This is a genomic window from Bifidobacterium biavatii DSM 23969 (genome assembly GCF_000741165.1).
GTDB classification, from domain to species: domain Bacteria; phylum Actinomycetota; class Actinomycetes; order Actinomycetales; family Bifidobacteriaceae; genus Bifidobacterium; species Bifidobacterium biavatii.
Genome location: NZ_JGYN01000027.1, coordinates 12583 through 31337, shown reverse-complemented (window position 1 = coordinate 31337; position 18755 = coordinate 12583). Strand labels below are relative to the sequence as shown.

Genomic DNA, 18755 nt, shown 5'->3' with positions numbered 1-18755 from the left:
TGGTGTTGGTGATCACTGCTGACTGGTCAGACTAGTGGAAATCTGCTGTTCGACGCGGTCGAATGCCTGTGACAGCAGCATGTTGCCGGGAACCGTGGTGAGCAGGAAGGCGAGTACGGCGGCGACGGCCGCGCCGATCATGCCCTTGATGATTTTGACGACGATACGGAACACCGCATAAGCGATCGCAGCGCCGACTGCGACGGTGATCAGGGTGCGCACGGAGTCCGGCAGGCTGCCGTACCACAGCACGATTCGGTCGATGAACGACAGGTCGAGCTTGGACAGGTCGACGTTCGACAGATCCAGTTTCGACAGATCAACATTGGTGCCCATTGGCTATTCCCTTCTGCACAAACGGCCTGTAATGTTGCGCGGCGCGCATCGACCCATCATGCCGCACGGAGCCGGGAAATGCGATGACGGACGTTCCATCGTCGCATTTCCCGCACATGTCCGAGGACATTCACCGCGTAGAAGCCTCAACCCGACACAGGCCACCGGCGATCCGCGTCCCGCTACAACCGAATGTCCTGCGCCGGCTGAACCGGACGCTCGTTGATGTCGGCGAGCCCGCTGACATCCGCGTTGTAGAAACGCTTGAGATCGTTGCAGAACTTGGCGAGGCTTTCCTTGGACGAGTAGAGCATGTGTCCGGCCGGATAGTAGGTGAAGGCGATGTTGCCGCGCAACGGCTTGGGCAGACCGAGATGGTCGATGTCGTATTCGGTCTGGAAGAACGGCGTGCACAGGTCGTAGATGCCGTTGCCGATGAGCACCTTGAGCGTGGGCTGATGGGCCACGGCCGCTGCGAGGTCGGGCAGCACATTCGGGAACGGGATATTGCCTCCCCACGAGGACTTGGTGCCCTCCGGCTGATGATGCCACCATGTCCAGCCCTTGCCAGGCTCAGTGGAACTCCAGTCGAAGTCGGCGAATCCCCGGCGTTCTGGAATACGGTCCCAGCCGAGTTCGTCACGCAGGTATGCGTTGCACAGGCTCGAGTACGCCGGATCAAGGAAGGCGTCGTCGACCACGAACGTCTCCTCGTCGTTGACACGGTCGAGATCGTAGCCGGCGACGCGACCGTCGTAACGGCCCACGATCTTCTCCTCGCCGCGCAGCAGCTCCTTGCGGAAGCGCATGTCCACGACGCGCAGATCGGAATCGTAGACGTACTGCGCATCCAATCCAGTCAGTTCGGCGTACCGTTCGGCGACCCGACGCTTGGTGGCGTCATCGAGCGAGGCTCCAGCGGCGAGCGCGAGACGCAGCGGGCCGTTGGCGAACGCGCGGGCCTGCTGCAGGTGTTCGGCGGTTTCCGTGTCCGAGGCGGCGTGGCCATGGTATTTGGCGACGGACGCAAAGGTCGGGAAGTAGCCGATGTAGAACTGGTCGGACGTGTCGAGCGTGTAGGCGTAGTCGAGAATGTTGGAGATGAGTGTGAGACCGTTGAGTGCGACGCCGTCCTGCTGGAGACGATATGCGAGCGCAGCCCCGCGCGTGGTGCCGTACGATTCGCCGAGCACGTACTTGGGCGAGTTCCAGCGGTGGTATTTGCTCAGGTAGGCGCGGATGAACGCGCTGAACCCGGCTACGTCGCCGTCCACGGACCACAGCGATGGCTTGGCAGCGTCGAGGATTTCGGAGAAGCCCGCGCCTGCGGCGTCGATGAACACCAGATCGGAGTCCGGCAGCAGCGTGTACGGGTTGTCCTCCAGATGGTAAGGCGCCGCCGGAACAGGTGCGGCGTCGGGCACGTCGATGCGCTTGGGCGCGATGGACCCCATGAGCAGGAACGTGGTGGACGAACCGGGACCGCCGTTGAAAATGAACGTGACCGGCCGTGCGGGGTCTGTTTCCCCGGAGTCGTCAGTCAGGCTGAAAGCGGTGAAGAAGATGCTGGCGGCAGGCTTGACCTTGCCGGAATCGATGTTGATCGTGCCGACGGTGGCGTTGTATCGCAGTTCCCGGCCATCGATTGCGATGCTGTGCCATGTGGTCTTCTCGTATGGTTCGGGCAGTTTCGGCGAGGCTTTCTGCGCCGCACCGGTCGCAGTCGCCTGCTGCGTTCCCTGCTGTTCGTTGACTGCATCACCCATGATGACCATCCTTTCCGCGGGACTTTCGCCCCGTTATAATCAGCATATCAAATAATCGAACTTTCGTTCGATCAGCGTGTCGAACATTTGATCTAACCATGTCGACAAATGCGAACGGCGAAAACGCACGTTCACGCCTTATGCGGCATGTCCACGTCCGTATCGACGACGATCGTGACCGGGCCGTCGTTGACCAATCCAACGCGCATGTGCGCGCCGAATCGCCCTTCCCGAACCGGCACTCCCCCGGAACGCAACGCCTCATTGAACTTGATCCACGTCAGATCGGCATGTTCGGGCTTGCCGGCGCGGATGAAGCTGGGCCTGTTGCCCTTGTGTACGTCGGCGAACAGCGTGAACTGCGAAATCGAGAGAATCTCGCCGCCGATGTCCTGAATGGAACGGTTCATCTTGCCCTGCTCGTCCTCGAACACGCGCAGATTGAGCACTTTGTGCGCAAGCCACGCAACCTCCGCATCACCATCAGCATCGGAAACCCCCACCAGAATCATGTATCCAGGACCGATCTGCTGCGGTTCGAACGTAGGGTCAAGCATCCCCAATTCGTTGACGACATCGACGCTCGCCTGCGACACGCGCTGAATCACAATTCTCATGCACCCGATTATGGCACACGTGCCGTGCGAACCGCCGCCAATGGTCACGGACGCACGGCTCGTGCGACAACAGCGCAACGGGGCACGGTTTTGTCAGCTGTCGCGTCAACAGCCGCGCCGTGCTCCGCGACGCCGCAATCCACCGCCGCTGATAGCCAGTCGGGAAACGGTCAGAAATCGAAGTTGTCCGGGTCGGCGCTGTTGCGATGACCGGTGCTGAGCGTGTTGATCGCGGCCATGTCATCGGCCGTCAGCGCAAAGTCGAACACGTCGATGTTCTGCCTGATGCGTTCCGCATGCACGGACTTGGGTAGCACGACCATGCCGCGCTGGATATGCCAGCGAATCACGACCTGCGCGGCCGACTTGCCGTACTTCGCGCCGATTTCGGCCAGCAGCGGCTCGCCGAGTAGGTTGCCGCCGGTGCCGCCGAGCGGGCTCCACGCCTCCGCGGCCATGCCGTGGCCGTGCACGAAGTCGACGAGCTCCTGGTTGGTGAACTGTGGCGAGGATTCGATCTGGTCGACGGCCGGCACGACGTCGCTGTTGGCGAGCAGCTCGTTGATGTGATGCTGGTGGAAGTTGCTCACGCCGATCGCCTTGGCCCGTCCCGACGCGGCGATCTCCTGCATGTCGTCCCACGCCTGCTGCCAGCCGTCGGCCGGCCAGTGGATGAGATACAGGTCGACGTAGTCGAAGCCGAGACGGTCGAGGCTTTCCTCGAACGCGGCCTTCGCGCGATGCGCGCGGATGTCGTCGTTCCACAGCTTGGTCGTCACGAACACGTCCTCGCGCGGCACGCCGGACCGGCGCATTCCCTCGCCGACCGACGTTTCGTTGCGATAGATCATCGCCGTGTCGATGTGACGGTAGCCAGCTTCGAGCGCGGCCTGCACGGCGTTCACCGTGACGTCGCCGTCCGGCGTGCGGAACACGCCGAGGCCCACCTGCGGGATGACCGTGCCGTTGTTGAGCGTGATCATCGTCTGCTCTGTCATACGATACCTTCTTTCTTGTCCGAATTATTCTTGCCGTTGAACACTGTAACTCGATCCCAACCACCTACGGCCAGCATCGAGATACGCAGCAGCCGCACAGCCCCGGCGAAGATTCCGATCCGGCGATGTCGGCCACACCAATCAGGCCATACCGATCAGCAAATCCCGTCTGGACGTTCACCGCTCCTTCCCGCGCATTCATCGGAGCATTCCTTGTCAGCGGCAGCCCTCGCCCGATGCTCGTAGTAATGGACAAGCGGGAGAAACAGTTCGTCGACCGTGGCGATAATGTCCGCTTCAGATAAGGGCCGCATGTCGCGCAGGATGATCGCGCGCCCAAGCTCTCCGGGCATGCGCAGCAGGGATTCCGGCAGTTCGCAGGTGATGTCGCCGCGTGCCCGCGCGTTGTCGATAGCCACGATGATGCTGGGCCGGTCGCTGATCATCGTGCGCTCGTACAGTTCGTGCGCACTCACGCCAAACCAGTCGGCGTAGACGCCGAATTTGGCCAGCACCATTACCGCGTCAGACTGTTTGCGATTGAGCTGCAGCAGGATGGAAATGACGTCGTCCCTGAGCGTTCCAGTGTTCGGGCGTTCGATGGAAGCGCGGCCACGGTGTTGCCTCACGGCAGCCACGAACAGTTCCGTACGGTTCGGCCATCGGCGGTACAGCACCGATTTGCTGGTGTGCGCCCTGGCGGCCACGTTGTCGAAGGTGAACTCTTCGGCGCTGCATGCGGACAGCTGTTCCCATGCGGCTTCGAGAATGGCGGCCTCCAAGGCCTTGCCCCGGCGGCGTGTCTGTTTCGATTCAATGCTCGCTTCCATAGGTTCATCTCCATACGCGGCATGGGTGTTGCGGCCCGGCGGTCGTCCACGTCGCCTTTTTACAAGATACCACGGCGTTTCTTATTTGCGATTATCTATAATCATGTGCGGTTAATAAGAAACTTATTGGTATCTTAAGTGGGTTGGCTTATGGCTGATATGAACGAACGAACTCTGAACCGTTCCCTGATCTGCCTATGCGCGGCCGAACTGGTGATGATGGTCAATACCACCGCGTTCAACGTGGCGCTGCCGAACATCGCCGAATCGCTCGGGGCGGGCATGGCGGAGCAGCAGTGGATCGTTTCCAGTTACAACCTTGTGTTCGCGGCCGTGGTGCTGTTGGCAGGATTCCTTGGCGACCGGCTCGGACATCTGAAGACCATGCTTGCCGGATTGGGCATGTTCGTCATTGCATCCGGAATTGGCCTTATGGCTGGGAATGTGCCGGTGCTGCTCATCTCTCGCTCGATCATGGGTGCAGGTGCCGGCGTGGTCATTCCGATGGGTCAGGCGTTGCTCGGCATCCTGTTCCGAGGCCCCGAACTGTCCCGCGCCATGACCGCTTGGGCAATAGCCGGCACCTTAGGCGTGCCGTTCGGCCCGCTCGTCGGTGGTGTGCTTACCGCGACGCTGGGATGGCGCGGCATCTTCGGGTTCGACGGCGTGGTGTTCTTCGCTGTGATCGTGGTCATCCACATGAACGTTCCACAGACGGGCGGATCGCACAAGTCCCGGTCATTGCACGTGCCGTGGATGTCGGTGGCGATGATGTTCGCCGGTTTCACCCTGTTCTCGGCAGGCTTGGTCAATGCTCAACATGGCGTGCTGGCCATGGACGCCTGGATTCCGATGGCCACCGGCGCCGTGCTGATCACAGGATTCGTGCTGCATGATCGAGCGTCCCGCAATCCTTTGATGGAGATCGGTCTGATGCGGGACCCGTCGTTCGCGGCCTGCGCGCCGGCGTTGATGATGCTGAACTTCTCAATGTACGGCATCATCTTCATCATGCCGGCCTATTTGGAGACGGTGCTGCGTCACGGGGCGCTGGTGGGCGGGCTGATGCTGATGCCGCTGGTCGTCGCGTCCATCGTGGGATCGCGGATGAACGATTGGGTCGTCTCCCGCATCGGCTCGCGCGGCACGAGTCTGCTGGCCTTGGGATGTCTGGCCGCCGGCATGCTGACGATCGGGGCCGCCATGTGGTGGCCCGGCGAAGCGGAGAAACAACTGACAGCTTTGATCGGTCAGACCGTGGCGGGATTCGGATTGGGCATCGGCCAGCCGGCGATGCTGAGCTGGGCCATGGGCCGGGTGCCGATCGAACAATCCGGCGCCGGCTCCAGTCTGTTGACCGTGTTCCGCCAATTCGGCTCCATCATCGGCGTGGGAATCTTCGGCAGTATCCAGAGTGGACTATATGTGGCGGAATTCCACGATCTCGCGCAATCCGCCGGGCTGAATCCGCAATCCGCCGGCTCCGTGACGCTGGACTTCCAACAGGCCGCCGGGCTCACGGAAGCAACGAGCGGCCTGATACGACAGATTGCCTCCCACGCCTACGAATCCGCAATGACCGGCAGCTTCGCCGCAGCCGCCGCGGTTATCATCGTCACCCTCGGCATCGTCGCGCTGATATCCCGTGCAACGTCGCGGTGAACATTGGCGGATTGCGCAGACTCATATCCTGCAGAAAACGCGCATTATGCTTCCGCATCCGCACGGGGACACATGCGCTTCATAGCGTCGAGGGCCTTGGAATCACTGGAATTCCAAGGCCCACGGCACTACCCGACAATCACTTCTTAGACGTTGGGGAGAACATGAACTCGACGATGTCGCTATACGGCATCAGGCTGTTTCTCCAGCAACAGGCCGTTCATACGGACAAGTCCCACTATCCGACTACGGCGTCGAGCGAGTCCACTGCACGCAGGGCGGTGGCCACGTCGGACGGAGTGACCTCGAACGGCATGTTGCCCATCGTGTCGTCCGGCGAGCAGGCCAGTTTGCCCACGCGTAGAAGGTCGGCGTCCGTAGCGTCTGCAATGCCGATGTCGGCCAAGGTGGTTGGTAAGCCGACCGCGCGGAAGAAGCCGAACGCCTCCTCGAAATCAGCCATCGGCCGGTCCTCCAGTACGAACTGCGCGAGAGTGCCGTATGCTACTTTTTCTCCGTGCAGATACTTATGCGTGCCTTCCAGCGCGGTCAGGCCGTTATGCACGGCGTGCGCCGCCGCCAATCCGCTCGACTCGAAACCGATGCCGCTGAGCAGCGTGTTCGCTTCGACCACTTGTTCCAAGGCACGGGTGCGCAGACCCTTATGCGCCGCCGCCAAGGCTTTCACGCCGTCGGCGATGAGCAGATCATGGCATAGGCGTGCCATCGCTTCGGCGGCATTGGTGGCATGGCCGCCGGCCATGGTGACCGCGTTCGATTTGACGCAGGCAAGAGCCTCGAAATAGGTGGCGTAGGCGTCACCGAAGCCGGCCGTCAGGAGTCTGGCAGGTGCCTTGGCGATGACGTCCGTGTCCATGATCACCTTTTCCGGGTTCTTGGGCAAGGGCAGATACTTGTCGAATTGCCCGTCGTCGGTGTACAGCACCGAAAGCCGCGAACACGGCGCGTCCGAGGACGCGGCCGTCGGCACGATGATGACCGGCAGCTCGGCGAAATGCGCCACGGCCTTGGCCGTATCGAGCGACTTGCCGCCTCCGATACCGAGCACCACATCGCATTTGTCCAGCAGTTTCTGATGACGGTGAACCTCGGTCATCGAGCATTCACCGGCGAACGCCTCGTAATGATATGGAGTGTTCGAGGCATCGAAACTCGAAGTGATTCGATCGTGGTACATCCGGTCGATGAACGGGTCGACGATCAGATACGCGCCTGTTGAACCGAGTTCCACGTATTCCGAGGCGAGCGAGCCAAGCGCACCCTCCTGTTGGATGTAGCTGCCGGGTGAGCACAGTACTGTTCTCATGGTTACTCCTTACTTCATTGTTGGGTTGAGTGTTGTTGAAACAGCAGTCAAAACCATCACGAGATGTTGCGTGATTCCGTGCGCTTGAGCAGCACCAGCACGCCGACCGAACCCAGTGCCAGCACCGCGCCGAAGAGGCCGAGCCAACGCAGTCCCAGATGCGTCATGGCCAGTCCGCTGATGGTGGAGCCCAAGGTTATGCCGATGTTGAATGCCATCGCGTTCATCGAAGAGGCCAATGTCATGGACGAGGGGAACCGTTCGGCAGCGATGGCGGTATGCAGTACCTGCGACGGCGAATTCTGCAAGTACATGAGACAGGCCAGTGCGAGCAGATCCACGGCCCCGAGCGCCGGAATCATACTTGCGAACGGCAGCACGGCCAGGCAGACGGCCTGCAACAGGTACAGCGGAATCAAACCGATGATAGGCTGTGAGCCGGTGCCACGAGCCGCCAACTTGCCGCTGTACAAATTGGACCACAATGCCGCAAGACCGATCGCGGTCAACGCAAGACTCAGGTACCGCTCGGGGACGCCGATTTCCTCGGTGAGGATGGGGGAAAGATATGTATAGAAGGAGTATGTCGCCGCCGCTCCAAAAACGACCGCAAGCATGCCGTACCAGACCCGCACGTCGGTAAAGAGACGGAATTGTGGTAGGAAACGCGTGGCTCCGGTTGTATATGAGGCGCGTGGCAGGCAGCGCAGCATCGATATGATGACGAGCACGGTCAGCAGATTGATCAGATGGAATGACCAGCGCCAGCCGAACTGTTGTGCGATGAATGTACCGATCGGCACGCCGAAGACCGCAGCGATGGAGATGCCGGAGAAGATCCAGGACATGAACCGGGGCCGATCAGATGCGCCGACCAGATCCGGTGCGAACGTCATGGGCACGGCCACGAGCGGTCCGCTCACTGTGGCGATGACGATGCGTCCCACCAGCAGCATCGGATAATTCAGGGCAAAGGCGCACAGGACATTGCCGGCCAAGAAGATGCCCGTCATCGCCATCAAGGCATAGAATCGATTGAATTTGGCGGATACGGTCGCTCCGAGTGGAGTCATCGGCGCGTATACGAGCGCGAAGGCGGAGACCAATGAACCGATGGCCGCCAACGAAACGCGCATGTCCGAGGCAATCGGCTGCATGACGCCAACCACGATGAACTCGCTCAGTCCCAGCAAAAACGTCAATGCGATAAGCGTGACGACCGGCACGGTGAAGAACCGGGATCCACTTCGCGTCCTCGTGGCATCCACTATGAGCATCCTTTCCTAGACAACACGATTAACTATCGAAATAAGGTGAACATGATGATCGATATGTTCACATTACCCACTTAGAAACTACTGTTATAGTAGTGATACGAACTCGACGAGATACGAGACGAACCATCACTATAGTTTCCATTACTATAGAAATCGTGACAACAATGACCGCTAAGCGAACGATTGATCAGACCTCTCCGAAGAGTTCCAATCCTCTGACCATTTTCTCCGACCTTTCGGAAACCCCGCACTACAATCTGCCGGGATTGCCGATGTACGCAAGACGTGACTCCATGCATCGTTATGGCTTCCGCATGGCGTGTCATTGGCATCGAGACTTGGAATTCATCCATGTTCTCAACGGCCATCCACGCGTATTCGTCAACGGCGCGCTCATTCCGTTGCATGCAGGCGAAGGCATCTTCATCAACTCGCGTCGCATGCACTATCTGGTATGCGACGACGGCGACGATGCCGGATTCGTCTCGGCGGTAATCGATGCTTCACTGCTAGGCGCGATGTACGCGCCACTGGCAGCCGCCATGCTCAAACGCATGGATGACACCGCTCCTGATTACGTCGTACTCGACTCAACCCGCGAACGGGACCGCACGTTGCTGTTCGGTATCGACGAGCTCGAACGACTGTTGTCCCGGTGTGAAAGTCAACAGGAGACAGGCGACGCGCTGACGGTGCTGCCGGCAGTCGCCCAGTCCGCACGCTTGTGCTTTCTGGCGTTGGAAAGAATCAACGAAGGAACCATTACCGCCGAACCCAAGACGGTGGACCAAAGGACCTCGGAATACCCAACTCCTTCATCGGCACATGCCACGGCAAACGATCCGGGGCCTGAGTTCAGATCGTTCCTGCTTATGATGGCCTTCATCCGCGCCAACGCATCACAAAAGATCACCCTTGACGACATCGCGCGAGCCGGCATAGTCAACCGTCGCGTCTGCTGCGAACTGTTTCGCACATATGCCGGGCAGACGCCAATCGACTACCTCACCGATTATCGCCTTGGCAAGGCCCGTGAGTTGTTGTCCGAGGGAACCATGTCCATCAAGGAGATTTCGCAGGCATGCGGTTTCTCGTCACCCGTTTATTTCAGTTACGTGTTCCGGCAGCACATGGACGCCACCCCACGCCAATGGCGAGACCGAGAAATGACGAACTGAGGAGAGCATAAGCGGTTGGTCAGCGTTGCTCCGTTATTCGCTTCTTTGCATCGGAAAACGGAATAGGCGGAAGCGCTCCTTACCATTGCAGACGCAACGGCTGACCGTTATCCGCGATCAACGGCGGCAAAGCTATCTCACATGCCATTACAAAATCAGGGTCTTGGAATCACTAGGACTCCAAGACCCTCGGCACTACTCAGCAATCACTACTTGGACTCGGCTGACCTGCCTTCCGTCCCCGCGTACCGGCTGGTACGGTCAATGAATCAGTCATCAGTCTTGGCGGCGAGCCTGCCGGCAATGTACCGGTATTCCTGCGTGAGACCGGCGAAACCCCACGAGTCTGGACGCATGTCCTGAACCACGATGTAGCTGGCTTCGGACACCGTTCCGAGAATCGCCGCCATGCCATCGAACGCACGCCGAACGAACAACGCCTTATCACCTTTGGTGTTGGTGCCCTCGGTGATCTTGATCTCCACATAGAATGTGCCCTCGCCACGATCCGGCACAGACCACCCGCCGACGAACCAGCACGCAGGATCCGCGAAGTCCACGTCCACGGACACCACGTCACGCTGCTTCCCGAGAACGTCCACCGCCAGACCGGTGAGCAAATCCGCAACCTTGGCTGCGATTTCCGTTGATCCATCTCCCGCAACACGAGCCCTGATGTACGGCATATCCGTCTCCTTCAATACAAGATATTGCATTGCGGAGTATACGGTACAACATCTACCGTCACCTCCGGCCGGTGACTGTGTTTGGATTCCTCGTAACGACAGGGATGATGCGAACCGGCCATGACCATCAACCCCGACTTACGGCACCGCCAGACCTGAGACTGGTGACGCGCACGGCCAACGTGGTCGGCACCAGCTTGGCGAACACATGGTACAGCTTGTAGAACATCAGCGGCGTGTAGTTCGCGCATCCGCGTTCGGCCTTCGCCAACGCCTTCGCCGTTTCCCTGCGCAAATCAAGGTACGGCAGCCGAGCCAGTTTACCGGATGCGGCGCCGCGCACGTTCATTTCGGTGTCCATGTTGCCGGGGCTGAACAGCATTACATTGACGCCGCGCGCACGTTCCTCCTCATGCAACGCGCGGGCGAGGAACCGCGTGTACGCCTTGCTCGCGGAATACACGGCCTGCCAGGGAATCGGCGCGAAGGACGACACTGATCCAGTGATTACCGCGAAGCTTCCCCGGCCCATGTATGGCAGGCAGACGCGGTTGACCAGCGTCATGGCCGTCGTGTTGAAATCGATCATGGCGCGAATGTCCACGGGGTCCATGTCGCGCAGCGCGCCCTCGCGTTCATAGCCGGCGTTGTTGATCAGCACACGGATATTCGGCCGCAAATCCTCCAGCAGCACCGTCAATTTCCCGTAGGCGTCAACCCCGGTCAGATCCAGTGGGATGCCCCGAATACGCGCGTGTGAATCGCCGTGCCGCTCGGCGAGTGCACGCAACCGCTGCTCGCGTCGGGCGACGATCCAGATCTCGTCAAGATCGCGATACCGTTTGACAATCGCCTCAAAAAATGCGGCCCCAGACCGGATGACGCGCCGGTGACAACGGCGATATCCTTCTGATCGCTTTCCCGCTGGCCATTGATTGTCACTCGCTGGCATGCCATGTCATTCGCCATGATATCCAATCTTTCACATGTCCATATATTTACAGATGTCAAGATAGCATAGATTTAGACATCTGCAAAATTATGGACAATAGGCCATTACGGCGGCCGTGAGGAACGATCTCGACGGCAAGGTCGCGGGCGGCATGCAACACACGCCATCGCACGGCGGAAGAAGCCTGGGGTGAAGCTACAAGTTCGAACCCACTTTGATGAAAGCGTGCCCATGCGCAGACCTCGAATACGTCATTCCCGACACGGCACACACATGCGACCATTGATTCCACATATGACAGGGGGTCTTGGAATTACCGAAATCCCAAGGCCCTCTACACTACCCGACAATCACTTCTTAGACGTTGGGGAGAACTTGAACTCGACCAATTATTCTTCCTCAAGCAGGCTGTTGTTGCGAATCACGGGCGCATATTCGATGGCGGGCTGCAACGTGTCGAGCTGGGTGGCGAGCTTCGACTCGTTCACCACGGGGATGTCAAGCAGCGTTCGGGCCGCGGCGTGCAGGTACTCGTTCAATGCTTCGATGCGGCCGTCCTCAAGCGGGTATGTCGGATCGTTCTCCAAGGCGACGTCCAATGCTTTGCGCAGCATCTCATGCTGTGCCGCTCCCATGATGGCTTCGCACTGGTTGTAGAACGTCATGCGCGAGTTCGACGGCTGACGTTCCTCCAACACTTTCGGCGTCCACGCGCCATGCTCCCAATCGGAGCGCATGTCGTTCTTGAACAGTGACATGTTGTGGTCGAACAACGGGGCCGGGCCGAGGATACGACCGGTGTGGTTGTCGCGTAAGAAGCCGTGGTTGTTGGCGTGACGGTCCTGGTTGACGATAAGCGCGTCGAACACCAGCATCGTGCGCATCGCCTCGAACGACTCCACGGACACGGCACGGGCGACCGCGAGGATCTCAGGGAACGAGGCGAGCTGTGTAGCCGCGTAAAACGGCACGAACGACACATCCTTCGAATTCATGGAAGGGCACACCGAAGCCAGCTTGCCCTTCCAACGGGCGATACGGTAATCGACTGCGTTCACGCCGATCTTGCGTGCCAGCTGCGAGGCAAGATACTCGGAATACGGCTCCAGTCCGGCGTTCGCATACCCTTCGGAACCGGCCTTCCACAATTCAAGACCACCACCCGTATGCCGCCACGCCTTCGGGAACTGGCCATCCGTCGTCCACTCGCTCGACAGACCGATCGCATGCTTCTCACTCGACGTGTACCCCGTATACGCCACGATCGCGAGCGTCTCGTCCAACGGATTGTCATACAGATTGATGTCCGCAAACTTCAGATCCTCATCATCACGTTCCACCCAGAACGAATCGTTGACCGACAGCCCCTTGCACAACTCGATGATGCCCAGCGTATCCGCGATGTTCAACCCGGCCTGCGCGAGAATCTGGGCCGCGAACTCACGGTTCTTCGGAATGGTCCGCCGCTCCAGCCAAGTAGTGAGCTTCGTGTCATCCGGTTCCGGAGCCAACGGGAACGGCAACAGCATCCGCTTCGACTCGTCGAACCAACGGACATGCGCCTCGACCTTGCCGGCCAACAGCCCCTCACCGTACGAGGCATCGAACTGGAGCAGCGGAACATCATACAGACGCAACACATAACCGGTCATATCCGCTCCTCCCAATCAGACACACACCAAACCCATCTCAACACGATCTGGTGCGGCGACGACTGAATACAGTATAGACAAGGGCCTTGGAATCACTGGAATTCCAAGGCCCTCGATGCTATGAAGCAATCACCGCGGTCACTTCTTGGACACGTTGAACTTGAACTCGACGCCATCGCTATACGGCATCACGCCGAAACCAGTTCGCCATAAGCGGCGTACTCGTATGAGTGTTCGTACAGATACGTGGGAGAGATGTCGATGTCACCGTCACACCAAGTCAGAATCCCGTGATCGATATGGAAGTCCTCGAACGTCTTCTTATCCCACAGCGGGGCGAAGGCGGGAACGTCGTCGTACATTTCGGTGAAATCGCACAGGCGCGTCTCGCCCGTGGAGAACGTCACCAGCATGACATGATCATCCGTGACACGAGCCGAACGAATTTCCAACTCCAGCGCGGGCTCATCCGCGTACAGGATGCCATTCACTTCAAACATGACGGGATCCTTCCTCACGAAAGCGGCTTGATACGGTCGAACGGGCGTCCGGACACGGCCTCGTTCCACGCCTTGTACAGCTCATCCTCATGCAATACGAGCCATGCCACCACCAGCTTGTACTGCTTGGCTGGAAGTGAGCCGGCCAACAGCTCCCCGTCGATGCCGATGGACGCCTTGAAGTCGCCGTAGTACACATGGACATGCGGCTTGTGATGTTCGCTCTCGTCCTGATACATCATGCGGATGATGATTCCGAAGAAACGACTCAACTCCAGCATGCCACACCTCCCATCCGATATCTCATATGAGTTAAATCTCTGTCTTGAGTATATTCCCGTAGCAAGAGCGTCATCGCTGGTAATCGACCTATGCATGGTCATGATCACACAATAGGGTTCAAGTCAGCAACAGGTTTCGTTGTGCTCCAGCATTGTTAGAAAAGACCCTCATCCCTTAATAAGTTGGTGAGGAAGACCCCTACCCCATCTTGTTGGTTGGACGGAGCGATAGCATCAGCGGCAGCTTTGATCCGCTCATCGGCGTTTGCCATAGCGACGCCCATCCCCGCCGAGCGCAGCAATGGAACATCATTGAGCCCATCACCAAAAGCGATGACATTCCTCAAACCAGTGCCCAGCTTTTGCCCAGACTCTCGTGAAGCATACGCCTTGTTCGCATGAGCATTTGAGATTTCCATAACACCGCCGCTGGAATCGGTAACTGTAAAGTCCTTACCAATCAACTCATGGCAACCGTCAATATACTGATCCGCTTTATACCCGGGTGTTGCCATGACAAGCTCAAGAACCGGAGCATTCGGAATTGACGATATACGTTGAGAATCCGGATCACGCAGTATTCCTCCATGCGCGTGCAGGTCCCAAAATGCCTGATCGCAACCGAATCCTTCCCTGTACTCCCATCCGAATCCAGCCTGCGGATATCTACTTTTCAGCATAGCGATAATGCCAGCGCACTGCCTCTCATCAAGCAGTTCAGAATGAATAACCTGGCACGTGGCTGCATCCACAATCTGCGCACCGTTAGATACAAACAAAGCGGAGAATAAAGGCAATACCGGCCCCAGTACTTGCTTTACCAAGCGAAGCGGACGCGCTGATGCCGCGGCGAAAAGAACGCCGGCATTATTAGCTCGGCCAAGCATGTCTTGCAATCGAGAGGAGACCCGCCCATTCTCATTAAGTAACGTGCCATCAAGATCGACAACAACGAGAATTGGCAACTTAAGACTCATAACACCCCCGGTCGTTCATTACAGTGATGCGCATAATCGCGTCTGGCAAGAAGGGCAATTATAACAGGAAATAGCCGAGGGCCTTGGAATCACTGGAATTCCAAGGCCCTCACACTGCTCAATAACTACTTCTTCGACACGTTGAACTTGAACTCGACGCCATCACCGGACTGCGTCGCATTTTTGCCGGGAATGGTCGCACAGCATCGCGATTGTCCCGCACTGTGGCAGCATGATGAGGCTGCGAATCACCCATGGTCGGGCCCGGATGTTAAATTGGATGTTAACAGCAGCCTTCCACGCCTCCTTACAGTGCGCAACCCGGGAGGCTCTTTTCATTTCCGGAGGTGTCGGTGAAGCCCGTGAAGAACTTGGATGAGATGATCGAGCTCATGGAGTCACGGGGCCTGACCGTGCCGGATCACGACGCAATGCGCCGGATTTTGTTTGATTCCAACTACTACCGGCTGTCCGGTTATTTCCGTGCATTCCAGAACGATCCAGCGCATGGAGACAACGACTTCAAACCGAACGTCAACGTCTCGGACTTTCTCGAACCATATCGACTGGACAGCGAACTGCGTCCCATGATCCTGCGAGGCACGGCTCTTATCGAGTTGACGGTGAGGTCTCGTTTCGAATATCTCGTCGCGCAGAACGGTGGTGCGTATTCGTATGCGGACATCGATTCATACGAGTCGATTACCAACCGCAAGGGCGTCGAGCTTCGCATTTCACTGGTTGCGAACATCCGCAAATGGATGGACATGTCAAACGAGGTATGCATCCGTCACTATCGCAAAGCGGGCGAGCCGGTGCCGATATGGGCTGCGGTGGAGACCATGCCGTTCGACACCGTGTCGCGTATGCTCAGCCTGCACAGGGATACGGCAGCACTCAAGGAACTGTACCGGTCGCTCGGCGTGCGCACCAACCTGCGCACCGCATCCGAGATCATCCACGCGATGGTCTATCTGCGCAATCTATGCTCACATCACAGCAGACTGTGGCATCGCGAAATGGTCATCGTACCGCCGGTCACCAAGGACATGCGCGAACGATACCCGTCGCTCGTCTACGAGGGCAGATCGGTGGCTCAGGCGTTGATAGCGCTGCTGTATCTCGTGGACGAGATCAACCGGGACGACTCATATTCGACCCGGATGCTGACGTTCCTCAAAGCAAACACCGACTACACGACGAGGCTGATGCAGCCCCTGCACTGGGAATGAGGCGATAACATGAACATCGACAGCACCCCGCACGCGAGCGTCTATGCGCGGCGAACCAGGCGGGATCGTTCTCTTTCTCCCCGAATCAGCACGGCATGCCCGCAACCGGGATCGGTTAAAGCCAACGATGGCGAATCAGCCGGAATCATATAGGTTTCGCCGCACGAACGACCGTGCGGTCATAGAAGAAAGAAGAGCACCATGAAGAAAACCATCGCGTTGCTCGCCGCCACGGCGATGCTGATCGGACTGGCCGCATGCGGCACCACGTCGGCCACGACCGGCAACGACGACGGCAGCACGACCACCCAGCAGCAGGAGAAGCCGAAACCCGCCGACCTGACCGGCACATGGAAGCAGACCAACTCCAAGAGCGACGACTCGTGGATGGAGGCGACCATCAGCGGCGACTCCATCGAGATCAACTGGGTCGGCCAGGACACCAAGAGCCTCTACTGGAAAGGCAGCTACGAGGCACCCAGCGAGGCCGGCGACTGGAAATGGACCAGCAAGGGCGACACCGAGACCATGAAGACCGCGCTCATGACGTCGCAGGACGACACCAAGGACTTCGCGTATTCAGCCGACAAGCAGGAACTCACCTACGAGGCGTCCATGCTCGGCACCACCATGACCATCCGCATGAGCAAGCAATAAAAAACCGAGACGCAACAAGAAGAAGGCCCCGGTCGCTCGTCTGCGAGCGCCGGGGCTTTTGATTTAGTTGTTTGTGGTTGGCTGGTATTCGATGTGGCCGATGACATGGATGGCGCTGCCAGGTTTCATGGCTTTTTCGTAGGATTTGCGTACGAGTGACTGCGGATAGTAGTAGTCGCGTTCGAGATCGTGGCCTATGCCGATGCACCATACGGTGTTGCCGGCGTAGAAGAGGATGCGGCTGTTGCCAGATTCCACGATGACCTCGGGGCCTTATCGAGGTGGAATGCCCCGATGATGGCTTCGGCCTTGTACGGGAGCCATCTGGGGTCGCCGTTGGGTGAGAGCTGGCGTTCGGAGATGCGTTTGCCGGATACCATATGTTCGTAGAGTCTGACGTACGGGTATCGTCTGGTGCGCGTGCCGTCGGTGTAGTAGTCGAGGCCACACAGATGGGCAAAGTTCGACGCCTCCCACCGTACGGGCAGGGTGAAGCCATCCTCACAGACGAACGTGGTAGTCATGCCGACGAGTCTTGAGTATGCGGGGATTGCGGCCCGCGCCGATGCGAGCATGAGGCTTTTGGCCTTGGTTATGTTCGTTTTGACCCTTAACCCTTCATCCCTGTGAAGTCAAAAAATTACAGTCTTCTGCATGACTAAACCCGAAGGTCTGTTGTGACATCGGTCCGACCAAACCGTCTGGCCCTGCCAGTGGGCGATGACATCCAGCTCTCGCGGATGGCGTTCATGGATGCGCCATCGGATGCCTGCGGCAGCCGGCCACGCGGCTTCGAGCCGGAAATCCCACCCCACCAGCAAAAGCGGATTCAGGCTTTCAAGCTCGCCTCACAGCCTAACACCTCTTAGGGCGAACACCAAAATACCATCTTCACCAACTCGCAGGGCAACCCCGTGCGCAGCTCGACCGAACGATACAACTGGAACAAAGCGTTGAAGGCCGCAGGCCTTCCGCCAGTCACCATCCACAGCGCCCGCCACTGGACCGCCAGCATGACCGCACGGGCCAACATGCCTGACGACGCCCGCACCGCCATCATGGGCCACACCAGCATCAGCATGACCAACCACTACACGCACAGGGACACGGCCAGCCTCGCCAAACTCCTCGGACAGGCCATACCCGACCTCCGCGACGACACCGACGTCATCGACGCCGAAGTGGTCGAAAGGGCCGCCTGACCCCGCCTCCGCTGCGTGAAACACGTGTCACCGAACGTTTCACGCAGTGGATAAACCTTGCCGCACGCGTGCCGCTCGGTGTTTAATGAGGCTAGGCACGTGGGGAGGCGATGATGGCGAAACTGGTATGGCAGTCCGCTCGGGAGCATGCGCAGGACGTTCTCGACAACTATTGGGACGGACGTTTCCCGGTCAAAATCGCAGCCATAAGCAAGGCGATGGGAATCATGCCCTATCAGGCGTCATTGTCTACCGAGCTGTCCGGCATGATCGTGAAAAAGCCGAACGAGCAGGCGCGCGCCTACGTCGAGAAATCGGAGACCGAGACGCGCCGCAGGTTCACCCTCGCCCATGAGCTAGGCCATTATGTGGAACGTGTGGACGTGTCCGATGACAACGACTTCTCCTTCGTGGAACGACGCGAGCCCGGCCGGTACGACCTGCACGAGTTCTACGCCGACGAATTCGCTGGCGCGCTGCTCATGCCGGAAAAGCCGTTCATGGACATGCTCCACGAAGGCCGCAGCCTCATCGACATCGCCGCAAGATTCGGCGTATCCCTCGACGCCGCGCGCAAACGCCGCGAACGACTCAAGAAGAACCCTCCCGAAAAGGACTGACGGCC

The 18755-nt window shown here is 58.8% G+C and carries 19 protein-coding genes and 1 pseudogene; 6 read left to right on the top strand and 14 right to left on the bottom strand.

Going from position 1 to position 18755, the window contains the following annotated elements:
- Positions 1-12: 12 nt before the first annotated feature.
- The 5 genes from BBIA_RS09310 to BBIA_RS09290 all read right to left on the bottom strand — a co-directional run bounded on the left by BBIA_RS09310 (position 13) and on the right by BBIA_RS09290 (position 4547).
- Positions 13-336 carry a hypothetical protein gene (locus BBIA_RS09310; RefSeq protein WP_051923946.1) on the bottom strand — a complete coding sequence of 108 codons (324 nt, stop codon included), beginning with the start codon at positions 334-336 and terminating at the stop codon, positions 13-15.
- Between the two features lie 182 nt (positions 337-518).
- Positions 519-2102: a S10 family peptidase gene (locus tag BBIA_RS09305; protein WP_033491994.1), complete on the bottom strand. Its 1584-nt coding sequence runs from the start codon at positions 2100-2102 to the stop codon at positions 519-521.
- Positions 2103-2233: 131 nt separating this feature from the next.
- Positions 2234-2719 carry a D-aminoacyl-tRNA deacylase gene (gene dtd, locus BBIA_RS09300; RefSeq protein WP_033491992.1) on the bottom strand — a complete coding sequence of 162 codons (486 nt, stop codon included), beginning with the start codon at positions 2717-2719 and terminating at the stop codon, positions 2234-2236.
- Positions 2720-2889: 170 nt separating this feature from the next.
- A complete protein-coding gene (locus BBIA_RS09295) occupies positions 2890-3717 on the bottom strand; it encodes an aldo/keto reductase (protein WP_033491988.1) in 828 nt (275 codons plus the stop codon).
- A 155-nt stretch (positions 3718-3872) separates the two neighbouring features.
- Positions 3873-4547 (bottom strand): TetR family transcriptional regulator, encoded by a 675-nt coding sequence (locus BBIA_RS09290; protein ID WP_051923945.1) that lies wholly within the window; start codon positions 4545-4547, stop codon positions 3873-3875.
- A 150-nt stretch (positions 4548-4697) separates the two neighbouring features.
- Between BBIA_RS09290 and BBIA_RS09285 the strand changes: the two genes are divergently transcribed.
- Complete coding sequence (locus BBIA_RS09285; RefSeq protein WP_033491986.1) at positions 4698-6209, top strand: MFS transporter; 1512 nt, start codon at positions 4698-4700, stop codon at positions 6207-6209.
- A 238-nt stretch (positions 6210-6447) separates the two neighbouring features.
- On the opposite strand, the gene BBIA_RS09280 is transcribed toward BBIA_RS09285, so the two are convergent.
- The gene (locus tag BBIA_RS09280) at positions 6448-7536 is read right to left on the bottom strand and encodes a glycerol dehydrogenase (RefSeq protein WP_033491984.1); all 1089 of its coding nucleotides are present in this window, start codon (positions 7534-7536) and stop codon (positions 6448-6450) included.
- Between the two features lie 56 nt (positions 7537-7592).
- Positions 7593-8804 carry an MFS transporter gene (locus BBIA_RS09275; protein WP_033491983.1) on the bottom strand — a complete coding sequence of 404 codons (1212 nt, stop codon included), beginning with the start codon at positions 8802-8804 and terminating at the stop codon, positions 7593-7595.
- 173 nt (positions 8805-8977) lie between these two features.
- Here BBIA_RS09275 and BBIA_RS09270 point away from each other — a divergent pair, with 173 nt between their 5' ends.
- Positions 8978-9991 (top strand): AraC family transcriptional regulator, encoded by a 1014-nt coding sequence (locus BBIA_RS09270; protein WP_033491982.1) that lies wholly within the window; start codon positions 8978-8980, stop codon positions 9989-9991.
- A gap of 269 nt (positions 9992-10260) precedes the next feature.
- On the opposite strand, the gene BBIA_RS09265 is transcribed toward BBIA_RS09270, so the two are convergent.
- The 6 genes from BBIA_RS09265 to BBIA_RS13440 form a co-directional block, all read right to left on the bottom strand.
- Positions 10261-10677 carry a tautomerase family protein gene (locus BBIA_RS09265; protein ID WP_033491981.1) on the bottom strand — a complete coding sequence of 139 codons (417 nt, stop codon included), beginning with the start codon at positions 10675-10677 and terminating at the stop codon, positions 10261-10263.
- A 127-nt stretch (positions 10678-10804) separates the two neighbouring features.
- Positions 10805-11629, bottom strand: a complete 825-nt coding sequence (locus BBIA_RS09260; protein WP_238548484.1) for an SDR family NAD(P)-dependent oxidoreductase — start codon at positions 11627-11629, stop codon at positions 10805-10807.
- A 389-nt stretch (positions 11630-12018) separates the two neighbouring features.
- Positions 12019-13281: a HipA family kinase gene (locus tag BBIA_RS09255; protein ID WP_033491980.1), complete on the bottom strand. Its 1263-nt coding sequence runs from the start codon at positions 13279-13281 to the stop codon at positions 12019-12021.
- A gap of 188 nt (positions 13282-13469) precedes the next feature.
- Positions 13470-13781 carry a DUF2442 domain-containing protein gene (locus tag BBIA_RS09250; RefSeq protein ID WP_033491978.1) on the bottom strand — a complete coding sequence of 104 codons (312 nt, stop codon included), beginning with the start codon at positions 13779-13781 and terminating at the stop codon, positions 13470-13472.
- A 14-nt stretch (positions 13782-13795) separates the two neighbouring features.
- Positions 13796-14062, bottom strand: coding sequence for a DUF4160 domain-containing protein (locus tag BBIA_RS09245; RefSeq protein ID WP_033491976.1), 267 nt, complete (start codon positions 14060-14062; stop codon positions 13796-13798).
- A gap of 155 nt (positions 14063-14217) precedes the next feature.
- On the bottom strand, positions 14218-15039 hold the full coding sequence (locus BBIA_RS13440) for an HAD family hydrolase (protein ID WP_051923943.1): 822 nt from the start codon (positions 15037-15039) through the stop codon (positions 14218-14220).
- 362 nt (positions 15040-15401) lie between these two features.
- Here BBIA_RS13440 and BBIA_RS09235 point away from each other — a divergent pair, with 362 nt between their 5' ends.
- Both BBIA_RS09235 and BBIA_RS09230 read left to right on the top strand, forming a co-directional pair.
- Entirely contained in the window at positions 15402-16271 is an 870-nt protein-coding gene (locus BBIA_RS09235) for an Abi family protein (RefSeq protein WP_238548483.1), read from the top strand.
- 201 nt (positions 16272-16472) lie between these two features.
- Positions 16473-16928: a hypothetical protein gene (locus tag BBIA_RS09230; protein WP_033491974.1), complete on the top strand. Its 456-nt coding sequence runs from the start codon at positions 16473-16475 to the stop codon at positions 16926-16928.
- A 63-nt stretch (positions 16929-16991) separates the two neighbouring features.
- On the opposite strand, the gene BBIA_RS14305 is transcribed toward BBIA_RS09230, so the two are convergent.
- Positions 16992-17186 carry a hypothetical protein gene (locus BBIA_RS14305; protein ID WP_238548482.1) on the bottom strand — a complete coding sequence of 65 codons (195 nt, stop codon included), beginning with the start codon at positions 17184-17186 and terminating at the stop codon, positions 16992-16994.
- Between the two features lie 629 nt (positions 17187-17815).
- Between BBIA_RS14305 and BBIA_RS09220 the strand changes: the two are divergent.
- A pseudogene (locus BBIA_RS09220) lies at positions 17816-18130 on the top strand (tyrosine-type recombinase/integrase); the annotation flags it as partial.
- Between the two features lie 110 nt (positions 18131-18240).
- Positions 18241-18750, top strand: a complete 510-nt coding sequence (locus tag BBIA_RS09215) for an ImmA/IrrE family metallo-endopeptidase (RefSeq protein WP_033491971.1) — start codon at positions 18241-18243, stop codon at positions 18748-18750.
- Positions 18751-18755 lie beyond the last annotated feature (5 nt).